Origin of the sequence: Streptomyces sp. NPDC055243, assembly GCF_044544025.1 — a bacterium.
Classification (GTDB): Bacteria; Actinomycetota; Actinomycetes; order Streptomycetales; family Streptomycetaceae; genus Streptomyces.
This window is the reverse complement of the sequence record NZ_JBITWR010000012.1, coordinates 14,717-40,249: the sequence shown is the minus strand read 5'-3', so window position 1 is coordinate 40,249 and position 25,533 is coordinate 14,717. Positions and strand designations below refer to the sequence as shown.

General features: G+C 71.1%; 25 protein-coding genes and 2 tRNA genes. 20 read left to right on the top strand and 7 right to left on the bottom strand.

All coding sequences use genetic code 11. From position 1 onward, the window contains the following. The first annotated feature begins 41 nt into the window (after positions 1 to 41). Positions 42 to 212: a hypothetical protein gene (locus tag ACIGXX_RS30455; protein WP_351164862.1), complete on the top strand. Its 171-nt coding sequence runs from the start codon at positions 42 to 44 to the stop codon at positions 210 to 212. An 18-nt stretch (positions 213 to 230) separates the two neighbouring features. Here ACIGXX_RS30455 and ACIGXX_RS30450 read toward each other — a convergent pair whose 3' ends face one another. After that, entirely contained in the window at positions 231 to 803 is a 573-nt protein-coding gene (locus tag ACIGXX_RS30450; RefSeq protein ID WP_351164861.1) for a CGNR zinc finger domain-containing protein, read from the bottom strand. Positions 804 to 1,030: 227 nt separating this feature from the next. Then, positions 1,031 to 1,444 (bottom strand): SsgA family sporulation/cell division regulator, encoded by a 414-nt coding sequence (locus ACIGXX_RS30445; protein ID WP_003959770.1) that lies wholly within the window; start codon positions 1,442 to 1,444, stop codon positions 1,031 to 1,033. 191 nt (positions 1,445 to 1,635) lie between these two features. Between ACIGXX_RS30445 and ACIGXX_RS30440 the strand changes: the two genes are divergently transcribed. Together ACIGXX_RS30440 and ACIGXX_RS30435 are read left to right on the top strand one after the other, a co-directional pair. Continuing rightward, entirely contained in the window at positions 1,636 to 2,067 is a 432-nt protein-coding gene (locus ACIGXX_RS30440; RefSeq protein WP_351164859.1) for a TIGR02611 family protein, read from the top strand. Positions 2,068 to 2,132: 65 nt separating this feature from the next. Continuing rightward, a tRNA-Val gene (locus ACIGXX_RS30435) sits at positions 2,133 to 2,204 on the top strand. Positions 2,205 to 2,334: 130 nt separating this feature from the next. Here the strand turns inward: ACIGXX_RS30435 and ACIGXX_RS30430 are convergent. Next, positions 2,335 to 5,235 carry an SCO7613 C-terminal domain-containing membrane protein gene (locus tag ACIGXX_RS30430; protein ID WP_399980375.1) on the bottom strand — a complete coding sequence of 967 codons (2,901 nt, stop codon included), beginning with the start codon at positions 5,233 to 5,235 and terminating at the stop codon, positions 2,335 to 2,337. 92 nt (positions 5,236 to 5,327) lie between these two features. On the opposite strand from ACIGXX_RS30430, the gene ACIGXX_RS30425 reads away from it, so the two are divergent. Both ACIGXX_RS30425 and ACIGXX_RS30420 read left to right on the top strand, forming a co-directional pair. Then, positions 5,328 to 5,774, top strand: a complete 447-nt coding sequence (locus tag ACIGXX_RS30425; protein WP_361463254.1) for an SRPBCC family protein — start codon at positions 5,328 to 5,330, stop codon at positions 5,772 to 5,774. A 62-nt stretch (positions 5,775 to 5,836) separates the two neighbouring features. Then, a tRNA-Val gene (locus ACIGXX_RS30420) sits at positions 5,837 to 5,908 on the top strand. Between the two features lie 97 nt (positions 5,909 to 6,005). Here the strand turns inward: ACIGXX_RS30420 and ACIGXX_RS30415 are convergent. Beyond that, a complete protein-coding gene (locus ACIGXX_RS30415) occupies positions 6,006 to 6,731 on the bottom strand; it encodes a 3'-5' exonuclease (protein ID WP_351164856.1) in 726 nt (241 codons plus the stop codon). Between the two features lie 168 nt (positions 6,732 to 6,899). Here ACIGXX_RS30415 and ACIGXX_RS30410 point away from each other — a divergent pair, with 168 nt between their 5' ends. The 3 genes from ACIGXX_RS30410 (at position 6,900) to thrS (ending at position 10,799) form a co-directional block, all read left to right on the top strand. Next, a complete protein-coding gene (locus ACIGXX_RS30410; protein WP_351164855.1) occupies positions 6,900 to 7,466 on the top strand; it encodes a DUF4365 domain-containing protein in 567 nt (188 codons plus the stop codon). Continuing rightward, complete coding sequence (locus ACIGXX_RS30405; RefSeq protein ID WP_351165144.1) at positions 7,463 to 8,701, top strand: hypothetical protein; 1,239 nt, start codon at positions 7,463 to 7,465, stop codon at positions 8,699 to 8,701. Before ACIGXX_RS30410 ends, ACIGXX_RS30405 begins: the two co-directional genes overlap by 4 nt. Before the next feature lie 121 nt (positions 8,702 to 8,822). After that, positions 8,823 to 10,799 carry a threonine--tRNA ligase gene (thrS, locus tag ACIGXX_RS30400; RefSeq protein WP_351164854.1) on the top strand — a complete coding sequence of 659 codons (1,977 nt, stop codon included), beginning with the start codon at positions 8,823 to 8,825 and terminating at the stop codon, positions 10,797 to 10,799. 39 nt (positions 10,800 to 10,838) lie between these two features. On the opposite strand, the gene ACIGXX_RS30395 is transcribed toward thrS, so the two are convergent. Next, complete coding sequence (locus tag ACIGXX_RS30395; RefSeq protein ID WP_351164853.1) at positions 10,839 to 11,495, bottom strand: potassium channel family protein; 657 nt, start codon at positions 11,493 to 11,495, stop codon at positions 10,839 to 10,841. A gap of 67 nt (positions 11,496 to 11,562) precedes the next feature. Between ACIGXX_RS30395 and ACIGXX_RS30390 the strand changes: the two genes are divergently transcribed. Further along, positions 11,563 to 12,126 carry an HIT domain-containing protein gene (locus tag ACIGXX_RS30390; RefSeq protein ID WP_351164852.1) on the top strand — a complete coding sequence of 188 codons (564 nt, stop codon included), beginning with the start codon at positions 11,563 to 11,565 and terminating at the stop codon, positions 12,124 to 12,126. A 43-nt stretch (positions 12,127 to 12,169) separates the two neighbouring features. Here the strand turns inward: ACIGXX_RS30390 and ACIGXX_RS30385 are convergent, their stop codons facing one another. After that, positions 12,170 to 13,837, bottom strand: a complete 1,668-nt coding sequence (locus ACIGXX_RS30385; RefSeq protein ID WP_399980368.1) for a hypothetical protein — start codon at positions 13,835 to 13,837, stop codon at positions 12,170 to 12,172. A 154-nt stretch (positions 13,838 to 13,991) separates the two neighbouring features. Continuing rightward, a complete protein-coding gene (locus ACIGXX_RS30380; protein WP_351164849.1) occupies positions 13,992 to 16,190 on the bottom strand; it encodes an elongation factor G-like protein EF-G2 in 2,199 nt (732 codons plus the stop codon). Between the two features lie 258 nt (positions 16,191 to 16,448). Here ACIGXX_RS30380 and pgsA point away from each other — a divergent pair, with 258 nt between their 5' ends. From pgsA to yajC, 11 genes are all read left to right on the top strand, one after another. Continuing rightward, a complete protein-coding gene (gene pgsA, locus ACIGXX_RS30375; protein WP_361463259.1) occupies positions 16,449 to 17,120 on the top strand; it encodes a phosphatidylinositol phosphate synthase in 672 nt (223 codons plus the stop codon). Then, positions 17,117 to 18,079 (top strand): phosphatidylinositol mannoside acyltransferase, encoded by a 963-nt coding sequence (locus tag ACIGXX_RS30370; protein WP_351164847.1) that lies wholly within the window; start codon positions 17,117 to 17,119, stop codon positions 18,077 to 18,079. Before pgsA ends, ACIGXX_RS30370 begins: the two co-directional genes overlap by 4 nt. Further along, the gene (locus ACIGXX_RS30365) at positions 18,076 to 19,236 is read left to right on the top strand and encodes a glycosyltransferase family 4 protein (RefSeq protein WP_351164845.1); all 1,161 of its coding nucleotides are present in this window, start codon (positions 18,076 to 18,078) and stop codon (positions 19,234 to 19,236) included. The genes ACIGXX_RS30370 and ACIGXX_RS30365 overlap by 4 nt, the downstream gene beginning before the upstream one ends. A gap of 95 nt (positions 19,237 to 19,331) precedes the next feature. Then, the gene (locus ACIGXX_RS30360; RefSeq protein WP_351164844.1) at positions 19,332 to 19,877 is read left to right on the top strand and encodes a hypothetical protein; all 546 of its coding nucleotides are present in this window, start codon (positions 19,332 to 19,334) and stop codon (positions 19,875 to 19,877) included. Between the two features lie 138 nt (positions 19,878 to 20,015). Beyond that, positions 20,016 to 20,930, top strand: coding sequence for a pyridoxal 5'-phosphate synthase lyase subunit PdxS (gene pdxS / locus ACIGXX_RS30355; protein ID WP_351164842.1), 915 nt, complete (start codon positions 20,016 to 20,018; stop codon positions 20,928 to 20,930). Between the two features lie 12 nt (positions 20,931 to 20,942). After that, positions 20,943 to 21,548: a pyridoxal 5'-phosphate synthase glutaminase subunit PdxT gene (gene pdxT, locus ACIGXX_RS30350; protein WP_351164840.1), complete on the top strand. Its 606-nt coding sequence runs from the start codon at positions 20,943 to 20,945 to the stop codon at positions 21,546 to 21,548. Between the two features lie 48 nt (positions 21,549 to 21,596). Then, entirely contained in the window at positions 21,597 to 22,355 is a 759-nt protein-coding gene (locus ACIGXX_RS30345) for a YebC/PmpR family DNA-binding transcriptional regulator (RefSeq protein ID WP_351164839.1), read from the top strand. A 134-nt stretch (positions 22,356 to 22,489) separates the two neighbouring features. Then, complete coding sequence (gene ruvC / locus ACIGXX_RS30340; protein ID WP_351165143.1) at positions 22,490 to 23,065, top strand: crossover junction endodeoxyribonuclease RuvC; 576 nt, start codon at positions 22,490 to 22,492, stop codon at positions 23,063 to 23,065. Next, positions 23,062 to 23,670 carry a Holliday junction branch migration protein RuvA gene (ruvA, locus tag ACIGXX_RS30335; protein ID WP_351164838.1) on the top strand — a complete coding sequence of 203 codons (609 nt, stop codon included), beginning with the start codon at positions 23,062 to 23,064 and terminating at the stop codon, positions 23,668 to 23,670. The genes ruvC and ruvA overlap by 4 nt, the downstream gene beginning before the upstream one ends. Positions 23,671 to 23,726: 56 nt before the next feature. Next, positions 23,727 to 24,809 carry a Holliday junction branch migration DNA helicase RuvB gene (ruvB, locus tag ACIGXX_RS30330; RefSeq protein ID WP_399980358.1) on the top strand — a complete coding sequence of 361 codons (1,083 nt, stop codon included), beginning with the start codon at positions 23,727 to 23,729 and terminating at the stop codon, positions 24,807 to 24,809. A 164-nt stretch (positions 24,810 to 24,973) separates the two neighbouring features. Next, a complete protein-coding gene (gene yajC / locus ACIGXX_RS30325) occupies positions 24,974 to 25,441 on the top strand; it encodes a preprotein translocase subunit YajC (protein ID WP_351164836.1) in 468 nt (155 codons plus the stop codon). Positions 25,442 to 25,533 lie beyond the last annotated feature (92 nt).

The following is a 25,533-nucleotide window of genomic DNA, read 5'->3' as shown; positions in this document are numbered from 1 at the left end:
GGTCATCGGAGCCCCCGGGACTGAGTCATCATCGCCGCGAGATGCTGGAGACCGCACCGGGCGATGCCGCCCCGCCGACCGATGAGCGAGCCGCGACGGAAGAGCCCAAGGGCTGTCTGTTCGCGCTCTCCCAGCCACCCCTGATGATCTTTCTGGCGGTGATCGGCGTCCTGATCCTGATGGGGTCGCTGCACGACCTGCTGCGGCTCTAAGGGGGCCGCGGCCGGGGCTCAGCCCGCCGCTTCCTTGCGCCGGGCCCGGTAGGCGGCGACGTGCAGCCGGTTTCCGCAGGTGCGGCTGTCGCAGTAGCGGCGCGAGCGGTTGCGGGAGAGGTCGACGAAGGCGCGCCGGCAGTCCGGAGCCTCGCAGCGCCGCAGCCGCTCCTGCTCACCGGCGACCACGAAGAACGCCAGCGCCATCCCGCAGTCCGCCGCGAGGTGGTCGGCGATGGAGGCACCGGGTGCGAAGTAGTGCACGTGCCAGTCGTAGCCGTCGTGGTCGGTGAGACGGGGCGTGGTGCCCGCCGCCGCGATCAGTTCGTTGATCACCGCCGCCGCGGCCTGCGGCTCGGAGGCCGCGAAGACTTCGTGGAAGCGGCTCCGGATCTGCCGGACGCCGATCAGGTCACGCTCCGAGAGCACGCCGACGTCACTTATGCCGTGGCTCTGCACGAAGGCCTCCAGGGCTGCGACGTCCGTGAGTCCCTCCGTCTCGGCGCTCGCGGTGCTCTCGGTGTCCGGCGCGGTGTTCACCAGATCGACCACGGCGTCGAGTGCGCACCGGGTGTCGTGGGTGATCAGCACGATTTGCTCCCTGGCCTGGGGGTAGTGGGGGCCTCCCCTGCTCATCAGAGCCAGGGGAAGGGTGCCCGCCGATGCTGGCCGATGCTAGCGGCTTCACGACACGACACACCGGCGCCGTCCCCGCGGGAATCCGCGGCGACGGCGCCGGTGTGTCTGCACTGTGCGGTTCTCATGCCCGAGCCGTCGCCCCGAGTCGGACGGCGCCGGGCGCTCTCGCGCTGCCTGAGCTAACTTTCGGCCAGGATGTGCGAGAGCTCCGTATCCAGATCGAAGTGGCGGTGTTCCGTGCCGGGCGGCACGGCCGCATCGGTTCGCTTCAGGAACGACTCAAGGGCCCGCGCCGGGGCCTCGAGCAGAGCCTCACCCTCGGGGGAACTCAGGGCGATGCAGACAACACCCTGACCGTGGCTCCGGGACGGCCAGACTCGGACGTCGCCGGTACCGGTGGGCCGGTGCAGGCCCTCGGCGAGGAGGTCGCGGGCGAACACCCACTCGACGGTTTCCTCGGCTCCGGTGTGGAAGGTGGCGTGCACGGCATAGGGATCGGCCGTGTCATACCGCAGTCCTGCGGGTACAGGCAGTGAGGACTCGCTCGACACAACGAGGCGCAGGTGCAGCTCGCAGCTGACCGTGGTGTTCATAAGCGCCAGGGCCTTTCGCTCAGTGTGCGCTCGGGGATTCGCACGTCGGCGAAATCGACATGCCACCTACGGTGCCGTTGTAAACCCCTCTGAGGGTTTTGGGTGTCTTTAGGTAGCTCGTACGGCGGGTTGTTTGTTCGGGAGGTACGGCCATTCCAGTGACGGGTTTCCGTCCGGTAGGGTTTGGCCGTATGAATACGGGGAGTAACGAGCCGGGGGTTGCCGAAACAATCACCGGCACGAAGGACGACCAGCCGCTCGGATCGCGTGCGCCGGAGTTCATCCAGGCCCGCAAGGCGCTGCACCTCAGCTGGCAGGTGGGCGTCTTCATCGTCGGCCTCGCCGTGGTCGGCGCCGGCATCGTGATGCTGCCGCTGCCCGGACCGGGCTGGCTGGTGATCTTCGGTGGAATGGCGATCTGGGCGACCGAGTTCGTCTGGGCCCAGCTGGTCCTTCGCTGGACGAAGCGGAAGGTCACCGAGGCGGCGCAGCGTGCGCTCGACCCCAAGGTGCGCCGCCGGAACATCATCCTGACGACCATCGGCCTGGTGATCATCGCCGTGCTCGTCGGGATCTACGTCTGGAAGTTCGGGCTCGAGATGCCATGGAAGATCAAGGAGTGACCTTCGGGTGACTCCACGGCGGTCGGAGGCACCGCTGACATGCGGTAATGTTCTCCGTGCGCCCGGGGCGATTAGCTCAGTGGGAGAGCGCTTCGTTCACACCGAAGAGGTCACTGGTTCGAACCCAGTATCGCCCACCCCGGAACTGCGGCCCGGAGGCTTAACAGCCTCCGGGCCGCAGTCGTATTCGCTCGCATTTCCGTGCGGCACAAGGAATGTGACGCTCCGTCTGCTGCGGAGCCGGCCGCCGAACGGAAAAAAGCGGAGTCAGTGCATTCTGCCGAGAACGTCACGGACCCGGCGTGCGTCGCGCAGCCGCTGTTCGTACGTCGCGCCGACGGTGAGCAGCAGGAGTCCGGCGAGTGCGGGCGGCAGCCAGCGCGGCAGGGCGTCCACCACGTGGACGATGTAGGGCGCCAGTTCGTGCAGCGCGTCCAGGGCGAGGACCGTGCCGCCGAGCGCCAACGGTGCCTGCAGCCGGTGCCGGGCCCCCACCAGCGTGATCAACAGGGCCGCGGTGCCCAGGAGCAGCGGGCGCTGCCAGTGCGTGTCGCTCCAGGCGGCGACGAGGCTCGGCAGGAGGGTCGCCGCGAGGCCGGGGCCGTAGGCCGTCCAGGAGGACGTCTCCGGGGCGCGGCGGCGTCGTAGCGCGCCGATCAGGAGTGCGGGGACGGTGACCGGCAGGGTGTACGCCTCCGGGGCCCCCACGCCCCAGGCGGCCAGGCGCACCCAGGTCGCCAGGAGGAACAGGGCCCCGGCCGCGTATCCGACCTGTCGGCGGTCCGTGCGGAGCGCGGTGCCCGCGGCGATGACGCCGCCGAGCGCGAGGGCCAGGGCGAGGGTCGTCGGGTGGCCCGCGGTGAGGACGATGGCGAGGCCGCCCGCGACCGCGCCGGTGATCTCGACCGGCAGCGTCAGCGGGTGCCGGCCGAGCCGGGCCGCGACGAGGGCGCCGAGTGCCGGTACGACGAGCATCAGGAGCCCCGTGTGGTCCGGACGCAGGTCCCGGGCAGCTCCCGAGGCGAAGGCGAGCGCGGTGGCGTACGCGATCGTGGCGCACGCGGCGGCGGGTGCCACGCCCGGAGCGGCTTCCCGGCGGCGGACGGCGAACACGGTCGCCGCGAGGAACAGTGCCGTCAGGGCGCCGAGCGTGCCGAGCGTCGCCCCCGTGGTGGCCAGGGCCAGGAACGCGACGCTCACCGATGAGGCGAGCGCCAGACCCAGCGAGGTGAGGGCCACCGCCGTCGAGCCGACACGCGAGGCGACGGCGAGCAGGGCGGCGGTGAGCACGACGTACGCCGATACCCCGGCCGCGTAAGGGAGTTGGACGGCGGACGGGAGGACGAGGGCGGCGGCCCAGGCGAGGAACAGGGCGCCGGAACGAGTGGCGCCGGGGTCGTTCAGGAACGGTGTGCCGGCCCGCGGTGAGATGGCGACGAGGGGCGGTACGGTCCGCTCGGAGGCGGGGCCTGCGGGGCCTGCGGGGCCTGCGGGGCCTGCGGGGCCTGCGGGGCCTGCGGGGCCTGCGGGATGTGCGGCAGGGGCGGCCGCTGCCTGGCTGTGCGGCAGTTGCCCCGCCCGCTCGGCGGCGGGGTCTGCGTCCGGCTCTGTTCCGCGTGCTGCGCTGGGCTCCGTGGCGCGGCTCGTGCCGGGGCCAGCGGGGTTTGCGTCCGGCTCTGTTCCGCGCGTGGCGCTCAGCTCCGCGCCGGGTCCTGCGTGACTTACGTCTGGCTTCGCGCCGCGCCCCTCGCCGGGACCTGCGCCCGGCTCTGTTCCGGGTGTCGCGCCGGGACCTGCTGCGGGGGCTGTGCCTGGCTCTGCGCCACGCCCCGCGGCGGGGCCTGCGGCAGGGGTGGCAGCCGGTGTGCCCGGGGTGCTCACGGCGGTCGCTGTAGTCGCGGCGGTCACGGCGGTGGGCAGCAGCCTGGCGGCTGTGAGTAGGACCCCGGCGATGGTTGCCAGTACGAGTGAGGCCATGACGGGGTGTTGGACGGACAGGCCGGGCACCGCGATGGCGTCATCCGTGCCCCGTGGTGCGCCCGACCAGGGCTTCCCGGCCCAACTCACGGGGCCGAGCAGCGCGGAGACCAGCGCGGGCAGCGTCCACAGCGCCGCGAGCGCGTGCACCAGGAGCGCCGACCCGGCGATCCCGCGCAGCACGGGGCTGGGCAGGGAGGTGCGGACGACCGCCAACAGCGCGACGCCGCACGCCAGATAGGCGGGGACCGTCCACGCGGCGGGCAGTGCCTCGCGCAGCACGCCACCGGCGGCCGCCGTCACGAGCAAGCCGCCCGCGAACGCCGCAACCGTCGCCTGCGGGGGCGGCGTGATCAGCCACGCCGCCACCAGCGCGACGGAGGCGGCCAGCAGCAGGAGCGCGCTCGCCCGCGCCGCGTCGGGCAGCCCCGTTGCCGACCAGGACAGGTACCCGGCGCCCACCGCACCCCACAGCCCCGCGGCGCAGGCGCCCACGGTCGCGACGACGCGCACGCCCTCGGCGCCGACCCGCAGCGCGATCGCGACGTCGAACGCCGCCGTCACCAGGAGCGCCGCAGCCGTGGCGTGGTCACCCGCGTCAGCGGCGCGCACCCAGAGGAACAAGGGGAGTTGAGCGCTCGCCACGGCCAGCGGCAAGGGCAGCCGCAGCTCGCGGAACGACAGACCGTACGCCGCCCACAGCGCGGCGAGCACGGCGGACGCGACCGCCGTGTAGCCCAGGCCGTCGGCCTGTGGCAGGGCGACGGCATGGAGGGCGTACGCGTCGAGCACGGTCAGGGCGAGGCCGAGCGCGGCCACCGTCTCCGCCGTCGAACGCAGCCTGCGGCGCAGCAGCGGCGCGGGCACGCCCAGGGCCGTCAGCGTCACGGCCGCGAGGACGGCGCTGCGTCCGCCGATGCCCAGGTGCCCCCAGCTCACCAACGTGAAGGCGATCGCCGCGATGGTCAGCAGGATGCCGCCCAGCGTGAGCAGCACGTTCTGCACGTTCGGCGGGGTGGCCTCCGGGGCGCGGACCGGCCGCGGGGGAGCGGGGGCCGGTGCCGCCACTGCCTGGAGGGAGCTGACCAGCCAGGCTCGGCGGTGCAGCAACTGCGACCTGCGCGCGTCGAGTCGGTGCAGCTCCAGGTCGAGGATGCGCAGCTCCTCGGCCGGGGGCGGAATGTTCGTCATGCCCGTGGAGTGTGGCCGGGAACACTGTGGCGGGCATCGGTTCGGATACTCAGGACGTACTCAGATCGGGCCCCTCCCGGCAGACTCGGTCCATGGACTGGAGCCACTACCGCTTCCGCAGCGTCTGGCACGTGCCCGCGCCGCTCGCCGACGTGTACGCCGTCCTCGAACGCGCCGAGGAGTATCCGGCGTGGTGGCCCCAGGTGCGCGAGGTGACGCCCGTCGACGAACGCAGCGGCACCGCGCGCTTCCGCTCCTTCCTGCCCTACGACCTGTTCGTCACCGGCGAGGAGCGGCGCCGCGACCCGGACTCCGGAATCCTGGAGATAGGGATGACCGGGGATCTGCACGGCTGGGCGCGCTGGACCGTCACGGCGGTACCGGGCGGGACGCGAGCGGTCTACGACCAGGAAGTAGTGGTGCGCAAACCGCTGATGCGGCGCCTCGCCGTCCCCGGGAGGCCCGTCTTCCTCCTCAACCACGCGCTGATGATGCGTGCGGGCGAGCGAGGTCTGAGGGAGCACCTCACAGGGGGCTGACGGCTCTCGCGGAAGCGGTTTGAAGGAAACCCGTGAAGACCTGTATTGTTCAGTCCGTTCCCGGGCGATTAGCTCAGTGGGAGAGCGCTTCGTTCACACCGAAGAGGTCACTGGTTCGAACCCAGTATCGCCCACCCGGAGAATGCCGGTCCGTCACCGACGGACCGGTTTTTTCATGTCCACACAGCTTCATACCCGCACAGCTTCATGCCCGCGTCGCACCGACGACGGTCAGGCTGCCGCAGGCAGTTCGGGACGCAGCGGCCACGCCGGATCAACTGCCTCAGGTGTACCGCTGCGCGCGAACCACGCCTGTAGTCCGCGTGCCTGCGCCGCGTGCCACACCGCCTGCAGCGCGTGCAGCTCGGCCGCCGAGAGCCGTTCGAGCCGCGACGCGAAACGCTGTCCCACGGCACGCACGACGTCCAGCGCGGCCTGCGCGTCGGCCGCCGCGTCGTGCGCCTCGTCCAGCTCCACCGCGTAGTGCGCGCACAGATCGGTCAGCGTGCGGCGCCCCTTGCGGTACCGGTCGAGCTGCTTGTCCAGGACCCGCGGATCCAGCACGCACAGCGAGGACCCCGCCATGTAGTGGCTGAGCGAGGACGCGCGGTGCCTGCGCAACTCGCGGTCCAGGATCGTCAGATCGAACGGTGCGTTCATGACGACGATGGGGCGGCCCGCGGCGCCCTGTTCCGCCAGTTCCCTCGCTATCTCCTCCATCACCGGCGCGGGCCAGCGGCCGTTGTGCTGAAGATGTTCCTCCGTCAGGCCGTGCACCGCGGTGGCACTCTCGGGCACGGGAACGCCCGGGTTCACCAGCCAGCGGGTGATGCGCGGGCGGGTGCCCGCGCCTTGCTGGACGACGACGGCGGCCGACACAATGCGGTCGGTCTCGACGTCGACGCCCGTGGTCTCGGTGTCGAATGCGGCCAAGGGCCCCTCGTACCAGCACGTCATAGTGACGCAACTCCTCGATCATGTCCGGCAGATGGCTTTCCTCCCCTGCCCACACCGGTGATACCCGGGCCGTTTGCGCTGTACGCGGCCCGGAGACAACAGAGGTACAGGGCAACGGAATTGACCGGCCCGAAGCGGGGATTCACTGGTTCGGAAGGCTCGTTGGACATGGCGCTCGCGCAGCCCGAACAGGGTGGGCTGCTGCCCGAGCGGATCGCACCGCCGCGCGGCACACTCGCCACCACCGCCTGTATGGAGACCCTTCAGGTGGGCTATCTGCACGCTGTCGCCGCCGCGGCGGGGTGCTCGCTCTCACAACCCTTTCCGGACAACGGAATCGACTGGCACGTCAGCCACAGCGCCCCCGGGCACACGGTCGACGACGAAGTCACCATCAAGGTGCAGCTCAAGTGCACCTACCAGATACCGCCGAACCCGCCGGGCGCCGCCTTCTCCTTCACGCTCGACAATCCGCACCTGGAGAAGCTCGCCCGCACCCCGGTCTCGGTGCACAAGATCCTGGTCGTGATGCTCGTGCCCCGGTCGCAGGACGACTGGCTGCGCGCGAGCCACGACCGGCTCGACCTGCGGCACTGCTGCTACTGGACCAACCTCGCCGGACACCGGGTGACCGGCCGGCGCAGGACCACGGTCCGCGTCCCGACCTCGCGGATCTTCGACGACAGGGCCCTCTGCGAGATCATGACGCGGGTCGGGACGGGAGGGAGACCCTGATGCACCGCCCGATCGAAGAGCCACTACGCCCCGTTCGCCCGCACCCCGTCGAAGCCGCGGGCAGCTGGGCCGATCCGCTGGCCGCCGGTCCCCCCGACCCTTCGCAGGTCGACCCCACCGTGCTCGGCGCACTGCTCGCACGGCACGGCTGGCACCGGCGCGGGGGAGCGGCGGGACGCTACGCCCGCTGGACCCCGCCAGGCCCCGGCGCAGGCGGCACGAGCCTGCTCGTGCCGGAGAGCAGGGCCTTCCCGGACTGCGAGGACCTGCTCGGCGAGGCGCTCATCGCCCTGTCGCGCAGCGCGTCGCCGTCCGCCCGTGACGTGCTCGTCGGGCTCACCGTGCCCAGCGACGAGATCCGCTGGTGGCGCGATGTCCCGGTGGGGCCCGCGGGCGCCGCGACCTGGACGGCCGAGGAGCAACTGCGGGCGGCGGCGCGGCAGATGCTGCTCGCCGGAGCCCTCGCGGCGCGCGCCCGTGCCGGGTACTACGGGGCGCGGCACCGCGGGCCCGCCGCCGCGTCCCTGGAGAACGTCCTGGTGGGACCCGCTCCCGGCGGGCGGCAGCTCACCGCGTTCGTGCCCGTCCTGACCGGGCGTCTGCTGGCGGTGCGGCTGCACCAGGCGCTGTACGCGGTCCGCGAAGCCGTCGACTACCAACGCGCCACCGGCGGCATGGACGCCTTCGACGGCGCCGTCGAGGCGGGCGTCAGCCATGAGCTCACGGAGGCCGTGGTGGCCCTGGTGCGGGGCACGGAAGGGGCGCGGGTCGCCGTGGAGTGGGCGCCGGCCGCCGGGGTGCCCGAGGGGTGCGCCGTCGACGCCGATCCCGTCGAGTTCTCGCCCGGTGACCTGCCGGTGCTGCGGGAGGCGGGCGCGCGCTATCTGCGGGACGAGCCGGCGATGCCGGTGCGGATCACGGGGGCCGTGGTGCGGCTGCGGCGGTCGGGGCCGCGGGGCGAGGGCACGGTGCGGGTCCGGGTGCTGGCGGGCGTGGACGTCCCCAGCGTACGCATGACCCTCGACGAGGAGTCCTACCGCATCGCGGGCCACGCCCACCTGGTGGGGCTGCCGATCCGGGTGCACGGGCGGCTTGAGAGCCGGGGCGGGTTCCGGCGGCTCACCGGGGCCTCCGGAGTGGTGCCGGTGCAGGTGGACGAGGGGGAGAAGGACCGCCTGATGAAGTCGCTCCAGGAGAATCTCGACTTCTTCGAGGAGGCGTGCAGCGGGGACTGAGGCGGGGCGCGGCCGGGGCCGGGGAGAGAACCGTTTCGCGGTGGGCGCCCCCGGCTCGGTACGATTCGTTTCGCGTGCAGGAGTCGATCTGCCGCGACCCCCTTCAGGTAGGAGAAGACCGGTGTCAGACGTCCGTGTGATCATCCAACGCGATTCCGAGCGGGAAGAGCGCGTGGTGACGACGGGCACTACGGCCGCCGAACTCTTCGCCGGCGAGCGCACCATCGTCGCCGCCCGCGTGGCCGGTGAGCTGAAGGACCTCGCGTACGCGGTACAGGACGGCGAGGAGGTCGAGCCGGTCGAGATCTCCTCCGAGGACGGCCTGAACATCCTGCGCCACTCCACCGCGCACGTCATGGCGCAGGCCGTGCAGGAGCTCTTCCCCGAGGCCAAGCTGGGCATCGGCCCGCCGGTCGAGAACGGCTTCTACTACGACTTCGACGTCGAGAAGCCCTTCACGCCCGAGGACCTCAAGGCCGTCGAGAAGAAGATGCAGGAGATCCAGAAGCGCGGCCAGCGCTTCTCGCGCCGCGTCGTCACCGACGAGGCCGCCCGCGAGGAGCTCGCCGACGAGCCGTACAAGCTGGAGCTCATCGGCATCAAGGGCTCCGCGTCCAGCGACGACGGCGCGGACGTCGAGGTGGGCGGCGGCGAGCTGACCATCTACGACAACCTCGACCCGAAGACCGGCGACCTGTGCTGGAAGGACCTCTGCCGCGGTCCGCACCTGCCCACCACCCGGAACATCCCGGCGTTCAAGCTGATGCGCAACGCCGCCGCGTACTGGCGCGGCAGCGAGAAGAACCCGATGCTCCAGCGCATCTACGGCACCGCCTGGCCCACCAAGGACGAGCTCAAGGCCCACCTGGAGTTCCTGGCCGAGGCCGAGAAGCGCGACCACCGCAAGCTCGGCAGCGAGCTGGACCTCTTCTCCATCCCCGAGCAGATCGGCTCGGGCCTGGCGGTCTTCCACCCCAAGGGCGGCATCATCCGCCGGGTCATGGAGGACTACTCGCGGCGCCGCCACGAGGAGGAGGGGTACGAGTTCGTCTACACCCCGCACGCCACGAAGGGGAAGCTCTTCGAGACCTCGGGCCACCTGGACTGGTACGCCGACGGCATGTACCCGCCCATGCAGCTCGACGAGGGCGTGGACTACTACCTCAAGCCCATGAACTGCCCGATGCACAACCTGATCTTCGATGCGCGCGGGCGTTCCTACCGTGAACTGCCGCTGCGCCTCTTCGAGTTCGGCACCGTGTACCGGTACGAGAAGTCGGGCGTCGTGCACGGTCTGACCCGTGCCCGCGGCTTCACCCAGGACGACGCGCACATCTACTGCACCAAGGAGCAGATGGCGGACGAGCTCGACAAGACGCTCACCTTCGTCCTGAACCTGCTGCGCGACTACGGCCTGACCGACTTCTACCTGGAGCTCTCCACCAAGGACCCGGAGAAGTTCGTCGGCTCGGACGAGATCTGGGAAGAGGCCACCGCGACGCTGCAGCAGGTGGCCGAGAAGCAGGGCCTGCCGCTCGTTCCCGACCCGGGGGGCGCCGCCTTCTACGGCCCGAAGATCTCCGTGCAGTGCAAGGACGCCATCGGTCGCACCTGGCAGATGTCGACCGTGCAGCTGGACTTCAACCTGCCGGAGCGCTTCAACCTGGAGTACACCTCGCCGGACGGCAGCAAGCAGCGTCCGGTGATGATCCACCGTGCGCTCTTCGGTTCAATCGAGCGGTTCTTCGCCGTGCTCCTGGAGCACTACGCGGGCGCCATGCCGCCGTGGCTCGCGCCGGTGCAGGCGGTGGGCATCCCGGTCGGGGACGCGCACGTCCCCTACCTCCAGGAGTTCGCGGCCGAGGCCAAGAAGAAGGGCCTGCGGGTCGAGGTGGACGCCTCCTCCGACCGCATGCAGAAGAAGATCAGGACGCAGCAGAAGCTGAAGGTCCCCTTCATGATCATCGTCGGTGACGACGACATGAACGCGGGCACGATCTCCTTCCGCTACCGCGACGGCTCGCAGGAGAACGGCATCCCGCGCGACCAGGCGCTCGCCAAGCTCCTGGACGTGGTGGAGAGCCGCGAGCAGGTGTGACCCGACCCCGCGCACGCGGGTACGAGGCCCCCGGGACGTTCAGCGTCCCGGGGGCCTCTCGTCGTCCTCCCGTGCGAACACCTGAAGCAGCCACGACGAGAACGCCCCCGTCACCGCGCCGAGCAGCGCGAGGCCGCAGAGCATCATGCCCACCGCGATCAGGCGCCCCACCGGCGTCACCGGTGTCTCGTCGCCGTAGCCCACGGTCGCGAGCGTGGCCGACGCCCACCACGCCGCGTCCCCGAAGCTGCGGATCGTCGCGCCCCGTGCCGCGTGCTCCTGCTGGTAGACGGCCAGCGCCCCGGCGAAGCCCAGGAGCAGCGCGGAGAGACCGGCGTACGTGACCACGCGCGCGTGCAGCGCGAGGCGCGGTTTGCCGTGCCTGCGCTGGACGGCCTCGTAGATGTGCACGATCCGCAGCGGCCGGAGCAGGGGCAGGACGAGGACGAGGGTGTCCTGCCAGTGGCCGCGTACGAAGCGCGCTCCCTGCCCGCTGAGCCGCCACCGCACCGCGTAGTCCACGGCGAAAGCGGCCCAGGCCGTGAGGAGCACCACCAGGCAGACGGTGCGCCATGCCTCGGGCAGCCCCGAGGCCAGGACCCATACCGCGTACGCGGTCAGGTAGAGGAGCGACGCCACGGCGAGCGGTGCTTCCGTGCGGCTCTCCCAGTGTGTCTGACGGCTGTCATCGGTCATCGCCCCAGCTTCCCCGTGCCGCGGGCGGCGGGCGCCCCGCCGACACGCTTCGATCGGGCCAAGTCATATGCTGCACTGCATGACGAGTGAGCCGGAGCAGCAGATCGGAGTGGGGACGCAGGACGCGTTCCAGCGCCTGTGGACGCCCCACCGGATGGCGTACATCCAGGGCGAGAACAAGCCGAGCGGTCCGGGCGCCGACGACGGCTGTCCCTTCTGCTCCATCCCGGCCAAATCCGACGAGGACGGTCTGGTCGTCGCACGCGGCGAGCAGGTGTACGCGGTGCTCAACCTCTACCCGTACAACGGCGGCCATCTGATGGTCGTCCCCTACCGCCACGTCGCCGACTACACCGAGCTGACCGTCCCGGAGACGGCCGAGCTCGGTGAGTTCACCAAGCAGGCCATGGTCGCGCTGCGCGCCGCGTCCGGCGCGCACGGCTTCAACATCGGCATGAACCAGGGCACGGTGGCAGGGGCCGGCATCGCCGCGCATCTGCACCAGCACATCGTGCCCCGCTGGGGCGGGGACACGAACTTCATGCCGGTCGTGGGGCACACCAAGATCCTGCCGCAGCTGCTCGCGGACACCCGCAAGATGCTGGCCGACGCCTGGCCCGCCGCGCTCTGACGCGTCCCGCGGGCCGGGCTCGCAGCCCGGCCCGCGGCGTGTCTCACGCGTCGTACACGTCCGCCTTCCTCGGCATCGGGTCCTGGACCATTCCGCTGAGGAGGCCGGAGCGGTTGCCGAACTTCTCGGTGTCCACGCCGTTCTCCTCGAGCACCTTGATGGCCGCCGAGTGCACCACGCGCAGCACCGGCGTGGCCGCGCGCAGCGCGTCGTCGGCCATGAAGCGGTGCCGCCACGGCTTCTCCGCCCAGGCGTGCCGCAGGCCGAAGGGCTCGGGCAGGACCAGCTTGCCGCCGAGGTGGTCCAGGATCGGCGGGTACCAGGTGAAGGGCGCCCGCACCGCGAGCCGTACGACCTCGTCGGCGTTGACCAGCGGCAGTTTGCGCTCGGTGGTCTCCCAGAACTTGATGGGCTTGGAGACCTGCTTGACCTTGGGGTCGGGCTTGCTGGTGAACAGTGAGTGGACCGGTCCGAGCGCGTGGCCGGTGACCTCGATGCGCAGCGTCTCGTGCAGGACGGTCACCGTGATCAGCATCGTGATGACCAACTGGCCGTCCCAGAGGGTGAACTGGCAGCCCAGGTAGTGCCGGTCGCCGCCGCCGAACTGCTGTTCGTTGCAGATCCGCTGTATCTCGTGGCCCCGGACCTGGAAGGCCTCGACCTCCGTGCCGCTGGGGCGGGCCACCGCCTTCGCGTTCTCCCCGATGGGGGAGACGATCCAGTGCTTTATCGACGGGGTCGGGAAGCCGCCGGTGTGCAGCGGCCCGCGCTCGAGCAGGCGCAGCTGGTCGTGCACCGCGCGTATGACGTCCCAGCTGCGGAACGGGTGGATCTCCGTGCCTTCCTTGCCGGAGACCAGCTCCTCGGCGAGCTGCCAGCTGCCCCAGCGGGTGCCCATGCCCAGTATTCCCTTGGGGCCCGCGTAGAAGACCGAGTTGCTCTGCTGCTCGGCCGACAGGCGAGCCAGGCCCTGACGGAGCTGCTCGGCGGCCGTCTCGCCCGGGCTGCCCGGCACCGCTTCGGGGATCTTGGCGCCGATGCCGCCGCCGGAGAGCAGGCTCGACCAGCGCTCGCGCAGGTCCCTCGCGGTGCGCTCGGCGATCAGCTTGGCCCAGAACCAGCCCGCCACGGGAACGACGATCGCCGCGCGTATGTACCAGCCGAGGGGGCCGTCGACCGGCAGCTTGATGAGAAAGATCACGGCGAGGACGCCCAGGGCGACCATGGCTGCCGTCGCGATGGCGCTCGCCCGCTTGTTGTCCCCCTTGGTGACCGCCTGCTTGACGGTGAAGAGCAGCAGCCAGAGGAGGAGTCCGGGCAGGAAGAGCAGGCCGCACAGCACCATCACGAGGGTGAGCCAACGGTCGCGGTCCTTGCGGATGTTGTTCGCCGCGAGGCAGTGCTCGACGATCGACTGCGGTTCCATGCCGAAGGACTGGATGAGCGGCTTGCGGGCGCCGCCGAGCATCCGAACCTGCACGGCCCGTGCGAACGCCTCGCCCAGATTCGGCGCGAAGAGCGACCAAAGGCCTTCCTTGACCTCGGACTTGTGCCATTCGTTGTTGGCGTCGAGGATCTTCGATGCCTTGTCGTCGCGGTACGCGGCCGACGCGAGGGCGTGGGTCGCCGCCGTCTGCCCCGCGGCCCCGGACAGCGGGACCTGGGCCCCGGGCCTGAAGTCGAATACGTCGTCCGCCACTGCCGCCCCCATCGCCGCCAACCTTCGCTGCTGCGGCTCTTCCCGACTTCCCTGCCCGGCACACCTGTTGATCAGGTCATCAGCGTATCTGTGCGCACCGGCATCCGGCAGGGGCCCTTCGGACGCCGCCCGCCCGCGGGTGGCGGAACGGGCGGCGGCCGCTCAACTAGGAGGCGTCCTGGGCCTGTTCGCGAATCCTCTCGGAGAGCTGGGGCGGCATCGGTTCGTGGCGTGCGTACGTGCGGCTGAAGCGCGCGGTGCCCTGCGAGAGGGACCGCAGGTCCACGGCGTAGCGCCCGATCTCGATCTCGGGCACCTCGGCGCGTACGAGCGTGCGCCCGCCGGGCGCCTGCTCGGTTCCCACCACCCGGCCGCGGCGCCCCGAGAGGTCGCTCATCACCGAGCCCACGTGGTCGTCGCCGACCAGGACCCGCACCTCGGCCACCGGCTCCAGGAGGTGGATCTTGGCGTCGGCCGCGGCCTCGCGCAGGGCGAGCGCGCCCGCCGTCTGGAACGCGGCGTCGGAGGAGTCCACCGAGTGCGCCTTGCCGTCGAGCAGCGTGATGCGTACGTCGATGAGGGGGTATCCGGCGGCCACGCCCTTCGCGGCCTGTGCGCGCACGCCCTTCTCGACGGACGGGATGAACTGCCGGGGCACGGCGCCGCCCACGACCTTGTCGACGAACTCGATGCCGCTGCCGCCCGGCAGCGGTTCCACCTCGATCTCGCAGATGGCGTACTGGCCGTGGCCGCCGGACTGCTTCACATGGCGGCCGCGCCCGCCCGACCTGCCCGCGAACGTCTCCCGGAGGGAGACCTTGTGGTTCACCACGTCGACCTGCACGCCGTACCGGCTGCGCAGCCGCTCCAGGGCGACGTCGGCGTGGGCCTCGCCCAGGCACCACAGGACCACCTGGTGGGTGTCCTGGTTCTGTTCGAGGCGCATGGTCGGGTCCTCGGCGACCAGGCGGGAGAGCCCCTGGGAGAGCTTGTCCTCGTCCGCCTTGCTGTGCGCCTGGATGGCGAGCGGCAGGAGCGGGTCGGGCATGTCCCAGGGCTCCATCAGGAGCGGGTCGTCCTTGGCCGAGAGGGTGTCGCCCGTCTCGGCGCGGTTCAGCTTGGCGACGCAGGCCAGATCGCCCGCGATGCAGCTGGAGAGCGTGCGCTGGTGCTTGCCGAAGGGGGAGGAGAGGGCGCCGATGCGCTCGTCGACGTCGTGGTCCTCGTGGCCGCGGTCGGCCAGGCCGTGCCCGGACACGTGCACGGTCTCGTCGGGGCGCAGGGTGCCGGAGAAGACGCGTACGAGCGAGACGCGTCCCACGTACGGGTCGGACGCGGTCTTCACGACCTCGGCGACCAGCGGTCCCGAGGGATCGCAGGTGATCGCGGGCCTGGCCTTGCCGCCCGGTGTGGTGACGGCGGGCGCCGGGTGCTCCAGGGGGGTGGGGAAGCCGCCCGTGACCAGCTCCAGGAGCTCCACCGTGCCGATGCCCTGCCGGGCGCCCTCGGCGGCGGGCGCCGCCGCGAGCACGGGGTGGAAGATGCCGCGCGCCACGGCCCGCTCCAGATCGTCCACGAGGGTCTTGAAGTCGAGGTCCTCGCCGCTGAGGTAGCGGTCCATGAGGGACTCGTCCTCGCTCTCGGCGATGATCCCTTCGATCAGCTTGTTGCGGGCGTCCTCGATGAGCGGTAGCTGGTCCTCGCCCGGTTCGGACTCCTTCCGTTCGCCGGAGGCGTAGTCGAAGATCCGCTGCGAGAGCAGCCCGACCAGGCCGGTCACCGGTGCGTGCCCGTCCGGACCCTTGGCGCCGTGCAGCGGCAGGTACAGCGGCAGCACGGCGTCGGGGTCGTCGGCCCCGAAGGCCTCCGCGCAGGTCCGCGTCATCTCCTGGAAGTCGGCGCGGGCCGCCTCCAGGTGGGTCACCACGATGGCCCGCGGCATGCCGACCGCCGCGCACTCCTCCCACACCATGCGGGTCGCGCCGTCCACGCCGTCGGCGGCCGAAACGACGAAAAGGGCCGCGTCCGCGGCGCGCAGACCGGCCCGTAACTCGCCGACGAAATCGGCGTACCCGGGGGTGTCCAGAAGGTTGATCTTGTAGCCGCCCCATTCGACGGGGACGAGGGACAGCTGCACCGAGCGCTGCTGCCGGTGTTCGATGTCGTCGTAGTCGGACACGGCGGTGCCGTCCTCCACACGGCCCGCGCGGTTCACCGCCCCCGCGGTCAGCGCGAGGGCCTCCACCAGAGTCGTCTTGCCCGATCCGCTGTGGCCGACCAGCACCACATTCCGTACGGACGCGGGGTGGTCGGCCGCTGTAGCCCTGCCGGCGGCTCCGGGGTGTGCGTTCGCCTTGTCGCCCATGCCTTGGCCTCCCGGTTACGTGCACGGTGAGGAGGCACAGCCCCCTCGGGGATGCTGGCTGCTCGCGGACGTGCGGGGCCGTGTGCGGGTCGGCTCCGGCGACGCCCGCGGTGCTTTCGAGCTTTCCACTCGGGTCACTGTGCGTCCATACGTCGTACGCGATCGTGAGGGGGCGAGCCGGTCCGTCAACGTCGTGACTACGATGGGCCAGCCGGTGGCCAACAGGGCCGCACGGCTCACCGACCCCTCGGGAAGGCCATGCTGAACAAGTACGCGCGTGCATTCTTCACGCGTGTTCTCACACCGTTCGCCGCGTTTCTCATCCGTCGCGGCGTGAGCCCCGACGCGGTCACGTTCATCGGTACGGCCGGTGTGGTGGCGGGCGCGCTGGTCTTCTTCCCCCGCGGCGAGTTCTTCTGGGGCACGATCGTCATCACGCTCTTCGTGTTCTCCGACCTCGTCGACGGGAACATGGCGCGGCAGCTGGGACGCTCCAGCCGCTGGGGCGCCTTCCTGGACTCGACGCTCGACCGGGTGGCCGACAGCGCGATCTTCGGTGGCCTCGCGCTCTGGTACGCGGGTTCGGGCGGCGACAACATCCTGTGCGCCGTCTCCATCTTCTGCCTGGCCAGCGGCCAGGTGGTCTCGTACACGAAGGCGCGCGGCGAGGCGATCGGCCTGCCCGTCGCGGTCAACGGCCTGGTGGAGCGCGCCGAGCGCCTGGTGATCTCGCTGGTCGCCGCGGGTCTCGCGGGGCTGCACAAGTTCGGGGTGCCCGGCATCGACGTACTGCTGCCCATCGCGCTGTGGGTCGTCGCCGTCGGCAGCCTCGTCACGCTCGTTCAGCGTGTCGTGACCGTGCGCAAGGAGGCCGCCGAGGCCGACGCGGCCACGGAGGCCACGGCGCAGGGCAGTGAGGCCACGTCGTGAAGGACCGACTGACCGACGCGCTCTACGGAGCCGCCTGGAGCTCGGTCAAGAAGCTCCCCGAACCGGTGGCGGTGCGGCTGGGCCGGACCATCGCCGACGCCGCGTGGAAGCGGCGCGGCAAGGGCATTCTGCGCCTGGAGGCGAACTACGCGCGCGTGGTGCCCGACGCGAGCCCGCAGCGCCTCGCCGAGCTGTCCAGGGCCGGCATGCGCTCCTACCTGCGCTACTGGATGGAGTCGTTCCGGCTGCCGTCCTGGAGCAAGGAGCGCATCAAGGCGGGCGTCGAAATCAAGGACCTCCACTACTTGACGGACGGCCTCGCCTCCGACAAGGGCGTCATCCTCGCGCTTCCGCACCTGGGCAACTGGGACCTGGCGGGCGCCTGGGTCACCACGAAGCTGGAGACGCCGTTCACGACGGTCGCCGAACGGCTCAAGCCCGAGACGCTGTACGACCGCTTCGTCGCCTACCGCGAGAGCCTGGGCATGGAGGTCCTGCCGCACGAGGGCGGCTCCGCCTTCGGCACCCTGGCGCGGCGGCTGCGCGCGGGCGGCCTGGTCTGTCTGGTCGCCGACCGGGACCTCTCGGCGTCCGGCGTCGAGGTGAAGTTCTTCGGTGACACCGCGCGGATGCCCGCGGGGCCCGCGATCCTCGCGCAGCAGACGGGGGCGCTGTTGCTGCCGGTCACGCTCTGGTTCGACGAGACGCCCGTCATGAAGGGGCGTGTTCACGCCCCTGTCGATGTCCCCGAGACAGGTAGCCGCACGGAGAAGACGTCTGTCATGACGCAGGCGCTGGCAGACGCCTTCGCCACGGGTATCGCCGACCATCCGGAGGACTGGCACATGCTGCAGCGCTTGTGGCTCGCTGATCTCGACCCCGCCAAGGGGCCCGCCGACGCTCCGGCCGACGTTCCCGGCGATGCCCGGGCCGACGCTCCGGGCGAGGGGACACTGTGAGGATCGGCATCGTCTGCCCCTACTCGTGGGACGTGCCGGGCGGCGTCCAGTTCCACATCCGCGACCTGGCGGAGCACCTGATCCGCCTCGGGCACGAGGTGTCCGTCCTGGCCCCCGCGGACGACGAGACCCCCCTGCCGCCGTACGTCGTGTCGGCGGGCCGCGCCGTTCCGGTTCCGTACAACGGCTCGGTGGCCCGGCTCAACTTCGGGTTCCTGTCGGCCGCGCGGGTGCGGCGCTGGCTGCACGACGGCACCTTCGACGTCATCCACATCCACGAGCCGACCTCGCCCTCCCTGGGGCTGCTCACGTGCTGGGCGGCGCAGGGCCCGATCGTCGCGACGTTCCACACGTCCAATCCGCGCTCGCGGGCGATGATCGCGGCGTACCCGATCCTGCAGCCCGCCCTGGAGAAGATCAGCGCGCGCATCGCGGTGAGCGAGTACGCGCGCCGCACGCTCGTCGAGCACCTGGGCGGCGACGCGGTCGTCATCCCGAACGGCGTGGACGTCGACTTCTTCGCCAAGGTCGAGCCCAAGAAGGAGTGGCAGGGCGGCACGATCGGCTTCATCGGCCGCATCGACGAGCCGCGCAAGGGCCTTCCGGTGCTGATGAAGGCGCTGCCGAAGATCCTCGCCGAGCGCCCCGACACCCGGCTGCTCGTCGCGGGCCGCGGCGACGAGCACGAGGCCGTCTCCTCGCTGCCGGTCGAGATGCGCGAGCGCGTGGAGTTCCTCGGCATGGTCAGCGACGAGGACAAGGCGCGGCTGCTGCGCAGCGTGGACGTGTACGTCGCTCCCAACACCGGGGGCGAGAGCTTCGGGATCATCCTGGTCGAGGCCCTGTCGGCGGGCGCGCCCGTCCTGGCCAGCGATCTGGACGCCTTCGCGCAGGTCCTCGACCAGGGCGCCGCGGGCGACCTGTTCACCAACGAGGACGCGGACTCGCTGGCCGCCGCGGCGCTGCGGCTCCTGGGCGACCCCGAGCGCCGCGACGAGCTGCGGGAGCGCGGCAGCAAGCACGTGCGCCGCTTCGACTGGTCGACGGTGGGCGCCGACATCCTCTCGGTGTACGAGACGGTGGCGGACGGGGCCGCCGCGGTGGCCGCCGATGAACGCTCGGGCCTGCGGGCGCGCTTCGGGCTCGCACGGGACTGACGGGACCGACGCGACCGGACTCCGCGAGGCTCCCCGACGCGGGACGGGGAGCCCGGCGGTGAACCGGCGCCGCCGATGCGACTAGCCTTCCCCCGGTGACCTCGACACTGATCTGGATCGCGGTAGCCCTCTTCGCGATCGGCCTCTACCTGAGCTGGACCGCGGGCCGGCTCGACCGGCTGCACGCCCGCATCGACGCGGCCCGCGCGGCACTCGACGCCCAGCTGCTGCGCCGCGCCTCGGTCGCCCAGGAGCTGGCCACCTCGGGGGTGCTCGACCCGGCGGCCTCCATCGTCCTCTACGAAGCGGCGCACGCGGCCCGGCAGGCGGAGGAGGAGCAGCGCGAGGTCGCCGAGAGCGAGCTCAGCCAGGCGCTGCGCGCGATCTTCGGCGAGGTGCAGCAGGTCGAGGCGGTGCGCGAGGCCCCCGGCGGCGACGAGGCGGCGACGGAGCTTGCCGCGTCCGTGCGCCGGGTGCCGATGGCCCGGCGCTTCCACAACGACGCCGTACGCGCGGCCCGTGCCCTGCGCAGGCACCGCAAGGTCCGCTGGTTCCGCCTCGCGGGCCACGCGCCGTTCCCGATGGCCTTCGAGATGGACGACGAACCGCCGGTCGCGCTGGCCGACCGCGCGACCACGTAGAGCCACCGGACACGCCGCTGACCAGGGGCGTCCGGGAAAAATGAGCCACCGGTCATCCATTGGCCCTTGCTGTGGACTGGTGGCCGGGAGTTTCCTCGTAGTCGCAGGAACCCGTCTTCAGCGAGCGAGGTCAACTCCGTGTCCAGCACCCTCTCCAGCAGCAACCAGTCGCCCGAGACCGGCACCGCGCGCGTCAAGCGCGGCATGGCCGAGCAGCTCAAGGGCGGCGTCATCATGGACGTCGTCAACGCCGAGCAGGCGAAGATAGCCGAGGACGCGGGCGCGGTGGCCGTCATGGCGCTGGAGCGGGTCCCCGCCGACATCCGCAAGGACGGCGGCGTGGCCCGGATGTCCGACCCGAACATGATCGAAGAGATCATCGAGGCCGTCTCCATCCCGGTCATGGCCAAGTCCCGCATCGGCCACTTCGTCGAGGCCCAGGTGCTCCAGTCCCTCGGCGTCGACTACATCGACGAGTCCGAGGTCCTGACCCCGGCCGACGAGGTCAACCACAGCGACAAGTTCGCCTTCACGACCCCGTTCGTGTGTGGCGCCACCAACCTGGGCGAGGCCCTGCGCCGCATCGCCGAGGGCGCGGCCATGATCCGCTCCAAGGGCGAGGCCGGCACCGGCAACGTCGTCGAGGCCGTGCGCCACCTTCGCCAGATCAAGAACGAGATCGCCAAGCTGCGCGGCTTCGACAACAACGAGCTGTACGCCGCCGCCAAGGACCTGCGCGCCCCGTACGAGCTGGTCAAGGAGGTCTCCGAGCTGGGCAAGCTGCCGGTGGTCCTCTTCTCGGCCGGTGGCGTCGCCACCCCCGCCGACGCCGCTCTGATGCGCCAGCTCGGCGCCGAGGGCGTCTTCGTCGGCTCCGGCATCTTCAAGTCGGGCGACCCGGCCGCGCGCGCCGCCGCCATCGTGAAGGCCACCACCTTCTACGACGACCCCAAGATCATCGCGGACGCTTCCCGCAACCTCGGCGAGGCCATGGTCGGCATCAACTGCGACACCCTCCCCGAGGCCGAGCGCTACGCGAACCGTGGCTGGTAAGGCACTACGTAGATGACTGACACCCCTGTAGTCGGCGTCCTGGCACTCCAGGGCGACGTACGGGAGCACTTGATCGCCCTGGCCTCGGCGGACGCCGTGGCCAGGCCGGTCAGGCGTCCCGAAGAGCTGGCCGATGTGGACGGCCTGGTCATCCCCGGCGGTGAGTCCACCACCATCTCCAAGCTGGCGGCCCTGTTCGGCCTGTTGGAGCCCCTTCGCGCGCGCGTGCGCGCCGGTATGCCGGTCTACGGCACCTGCGCGGGCATGATCATGCTGGCCGACAAGATCCTCGATCCGCGCTCGGAGCAGGAGACCTTCGGCGGCATCGACATGATCGTGCGCCGCAACGCCTTCGGACGGCAGAACGAGTCCTTCGAGGCGGCCGTGGACGTCGCGGGCATCGACGGCGACCCCGTGGAGGGTGTCTTCATCCGCGCCCCCTGGGTCGAGTCGGTCGGCGCGCGCGTCGAGGTGCTCGCCGAGCACGGCGGACACATCGTCGCCGTGCGCCAGGGCAACGCGCTCGCCACGTCGTTCCACCCCGAGCTGACGGGCGACCATCGCATGCACGCGCTGTTCGTCGGGATGGTCCGGGGCCACGCGGCGGCGGGATCCTAGTAGGATCTCTGCGTTCGTACAGTTGGGTAACGCGAAGGAGACAGGCAGATGTCCGGCCACTCTAAATGGGCTACGACGAAGCACAAGAAGGCCGTGATTGACGCCAAGCGCGGCAAGCTCTTCGCGAAGATGATCAAGAACATCGAGGTCGCGGCCCGCACGGGCGGCGCCGACGTGTCGGGCAACCCGACTCTCTTCGACGCCATCCAGAAGGCCAAGAAGAGCTCGGTCCCGAACAAGAACATCGACTCCGCGGTCAAGCGCGGCGCCGGTCTCGAAGCCGGCGGCGCCGAGTACGAGACGATCATGTACGAGGGCTACGGCCCGAACGGCGTCGCGGTGCTCATCGAGTGCCTCACCGACAACCGCAACCGCGCGGCCTCGGACGTACGCGTCGCGATGACCCGCAACGGCGGCTCCATGGCCGACCCGGGCTCCGTCTCGTACCTCTTCAACCGCAAGGGCGTCGTCATCGTCCCCAAGGGCGAGGGCGAGCTGTCCGAGGACGACGTCCTGGGCGCGGTCCTGGACGCGGGCGCCGAAGAGGTCAACGACCTCGGCGAGTCCTTCGAGGTGCTCAGCGAGGCCACCGACCTGGTCGCGGTCCGCACCGCCCTCCAGGAGGCCGGCATCGACTACGACTCGGCCGACGCCAACTTCGTCCCGACCATGCAGGTCGAGCTGGACGAGGACGGCGCCCGGAAGATCTTCAAGCTCATCGACGCGCTCGAGGACAGCGACGACGTCCAGAACGTCTTCGCCAACTTCGACGTGAGCGACGAGGTCATGGAGAAGGTCGACGCCTGAGTCGGGCCTCGGACCGGCCGTGCCACGGCTTTCGCTGACGGGCCGACAGGGGACACACCCCCTGTCGGCCCGTCGCGTTGTCAGTGCGAGCCGATAGCCTGCACAAACAGGTGAGCGAAGAAGTGGGGGTACTCGTGCGCGTGCTGGGTGTGGACCCGGGTCTGACCCGGTGCGGTGTGGGGGTCGTCGACGGAGTCGCCGGACGCCCGCTGACCATGCGAGCGGTCGGTGTCGTGCGGACGCCCGCCGACGCCGAGCTCGGCCACCGCCTGGTCGCCATCGAGCAGGGCATCGAGCAGTGGCTCGACGAGCACGACCCCGAAGTCCTCGCCGTGGAGCGGGTGTTCAGCCAGCACAACGTGCGTACGGTCATGGGCACCGCCCAGGCCAGCGCCGTGGCCATGCTCTGCGCGTCGCGCCGCGGCATCCCCGTCGCCCTGCACACGCCCAGCGAGGTCAAGGCCGCCGTCACCGGCAGCGGCCGCGCCGACAAGGCCCAGGTCGGAGCGATGGTCACCCGCCTCCTGCGGCTCGACGCACCGCCCAAGCCCGCCGACGCGGCGGACGCTCTCGCCCTCGCCATCTGTCACATCTGGCGCGCCCCGGCGCAGAACCGCCTCCAGCAGGCGGTCGCCCAGAACCGTCTCCAGCAGGCCACAGCCCTGCACGCGTCGAAGACCGCAACAGCACAGAAAGGCCGTACCGCATGATCGCCTTCGTCAGCGGCCCCGTCGCCGCACTCGCCCCCGACACCGCGGTGGTCGAGGTCGGCGGCGTCGGCATGGCCATCCAGTGCACGCCGAACACGCTCTCCACCCTGCGCATCGGCCAGCAGGCCAAGCTCGCCACCTCCCTGGTCGTCCGCGAGGACTCCCTGACGCTGTACGGCTTCGCGGACGACGACGAGCGCCAGACCTTCGAGCTGCTCCAGACCGCCAGCGGCGTCGGACCGCGCCTCGCGCAGGCCATGCTCGCCGTGCACAGCCCGGACGCACTGCGCCGCGCGGTCGCCACCGCCGACGAGAAGGCGCTCACCGCGGTCCCGGGCATCGGCAAGAAGGGCGCCCAGAAGCTGCTCCTGGAGTACAAGGACCGCCTCGGCGAGCCCCTGGGCACCGGCGGCCCCGCCATCGGCACCCCTGTCACCTCCGGCTGGAGCGACCAGCTGCACGCCGCGCTCATCGGCCTCGGCTATGCCACGCGCGAGGCCGACGAAGCGGTCGCCGCCGTCACCCCGCAGGCCGAGGCGACCGAGAAGCCGCAGGTGGGCCAGCTCCTCAAGGCCGCGCTTCAGACGCTCAACCGCACCCGCTAGCACCCGCTGGTATTCGCCCACCCCTGCCCACCAGAACCACATCGCGAGGCGAGCTCATGAACTGGGACGAGACCACCGACGACGCGACCGCCGCACCCGGGGCGGCCGAGCGGCTCGTCGGTGCGTCCGCCGACGGCGAGGACCAGGCGGTCGAGGCCGCCCTTCGCCCCAAGGACCTGGGCGAGTTCATCGGCCAGGAGAAGGTCCGCGAGCAGCTCGACCTCGTCCTGCGCGCGGCCCGCGCGCGCGGCGCCACCGCCGACCACGTCCTGCTCTCCGGCGCCCCCGGCCTCGGCAAGACCACCCTGTCGATGATCATCGCGGCCGAGATGGGCGCCCCGATCCGCATCACCAGCGGCCCGGCCATCCAGCACGCGGGCGACCTCGCGGCGATCCTCTCCTCCCTCCAGGAGGGCGAGGTCCTCTTCCTCGACGAGATCCACCGGATGTCCCGGCCCGCCGAAGAGATGCTCTACATGGCGATGGAGGACTTCCGCGTCGACGTCATCGTCGGCAAGGGCCCCGGCGCCACGGCCATCCCGCTGGAACTGCCGCCCTTCACCCTGGTCGGCGCCACCACGCGGGCGGGCCTGCTGCCGCCGCCGCTGCGCGACCGCTTCGGCTTCACCGCGCACATGGAGTTCTACGAACCGGCCGAGCTGGAGCGCGTGATCCACCGCTCCGCGCACCTCCTGGACGTGGAGATCGACGCGAAGGGCGCAGCCGAGATCGCCGGACGCTCACGCGGCACGCCCCGCATCGCCAACCGCCTGCTGCGCCGCGTACGGGACTATGCGCAGGTCAAGGCCGACGGCGTGATCAACAGGGACATCGCCGGCGCGGCCCTGAAGGTCTACGAGGTGGACGCCCGCGGCCTGGACCGCCTGGACCGCGCGGTCCTGGAGGCCCTGCTCAAGCTCTTCGGCGGCGGGCCCGTGGGCCTGTCGACGCTCGCGGTCGCCGTGGGGGAGGAGCGCGAGACGGTCGAGGAGGTCGCTGAGCCCTTCCTGGTACGGGAGGGACTGCTCGCCCGCACCCCCCGCGGCCGGGTCGGGACGCCCGCCGCATGGGCGCATCTCGGCCTCGTTCCGCCGCCTCAGGCGGGCGGAATCGGACAAGGGGACCTGTTCGGGGCGTGACGGCGCGCGTAGTGGAACGGTCAGGAACTGCGGTGCCATGCTGAGCGTTGTTCGTTAGGTGCGGACTCGCTTAGACTCCGCCGATGCCGCCCTTGTGGGCGGCGTGCCCACCCCCGTCCATCAGGCCGCTCATCTGCGCGGTCATGCGAAGGAAACTCCGTCCCGTGAATATCGTGACCCTCCTCCCCTTCATCGTGCTCATCGGGGCCATGTTCCTGATGACGCGCTCCGCCAAGAAGAAGCAGCAGGCGGCGGCGCAGATGCGCAATGAGATGCAGCCCGGCACCGGCATCCGCACGATCGGGGGCATGTACGCCACCGTCAAGGAGGTTCACGACGACGCCGTCCTCCTTGAGGTGGCTCCTGGTGTGCACGCGTTCTACGCGAAGAACTCCGTGGGCGCCGTCCTGGACGACGACGAGTACAACCGCATCGTCCACGGCACGAGCGAAGACCTGAAGTCGGACAACCCCGTCGTCCCGGACGACGCCTCCTCCCTGACCGAGACCGACGAGCCCGCCGACGCTTCCGACGACTCGCCCATCGACCTCGGCAAGAAGGACGCGGACAGCGCTCCCAAGGCCGACGACGCCGAGCCGAAGAAGACCGACGGCGAGTCCGACGCGAAGTAGCCACCACCGGGGACCGTGGGGCGCGCCGCTCGCGCTGCCACGGCCCCCGCAGTGCATGGGTTTCGTGACGGGTCTCGACACCATTTCATGGC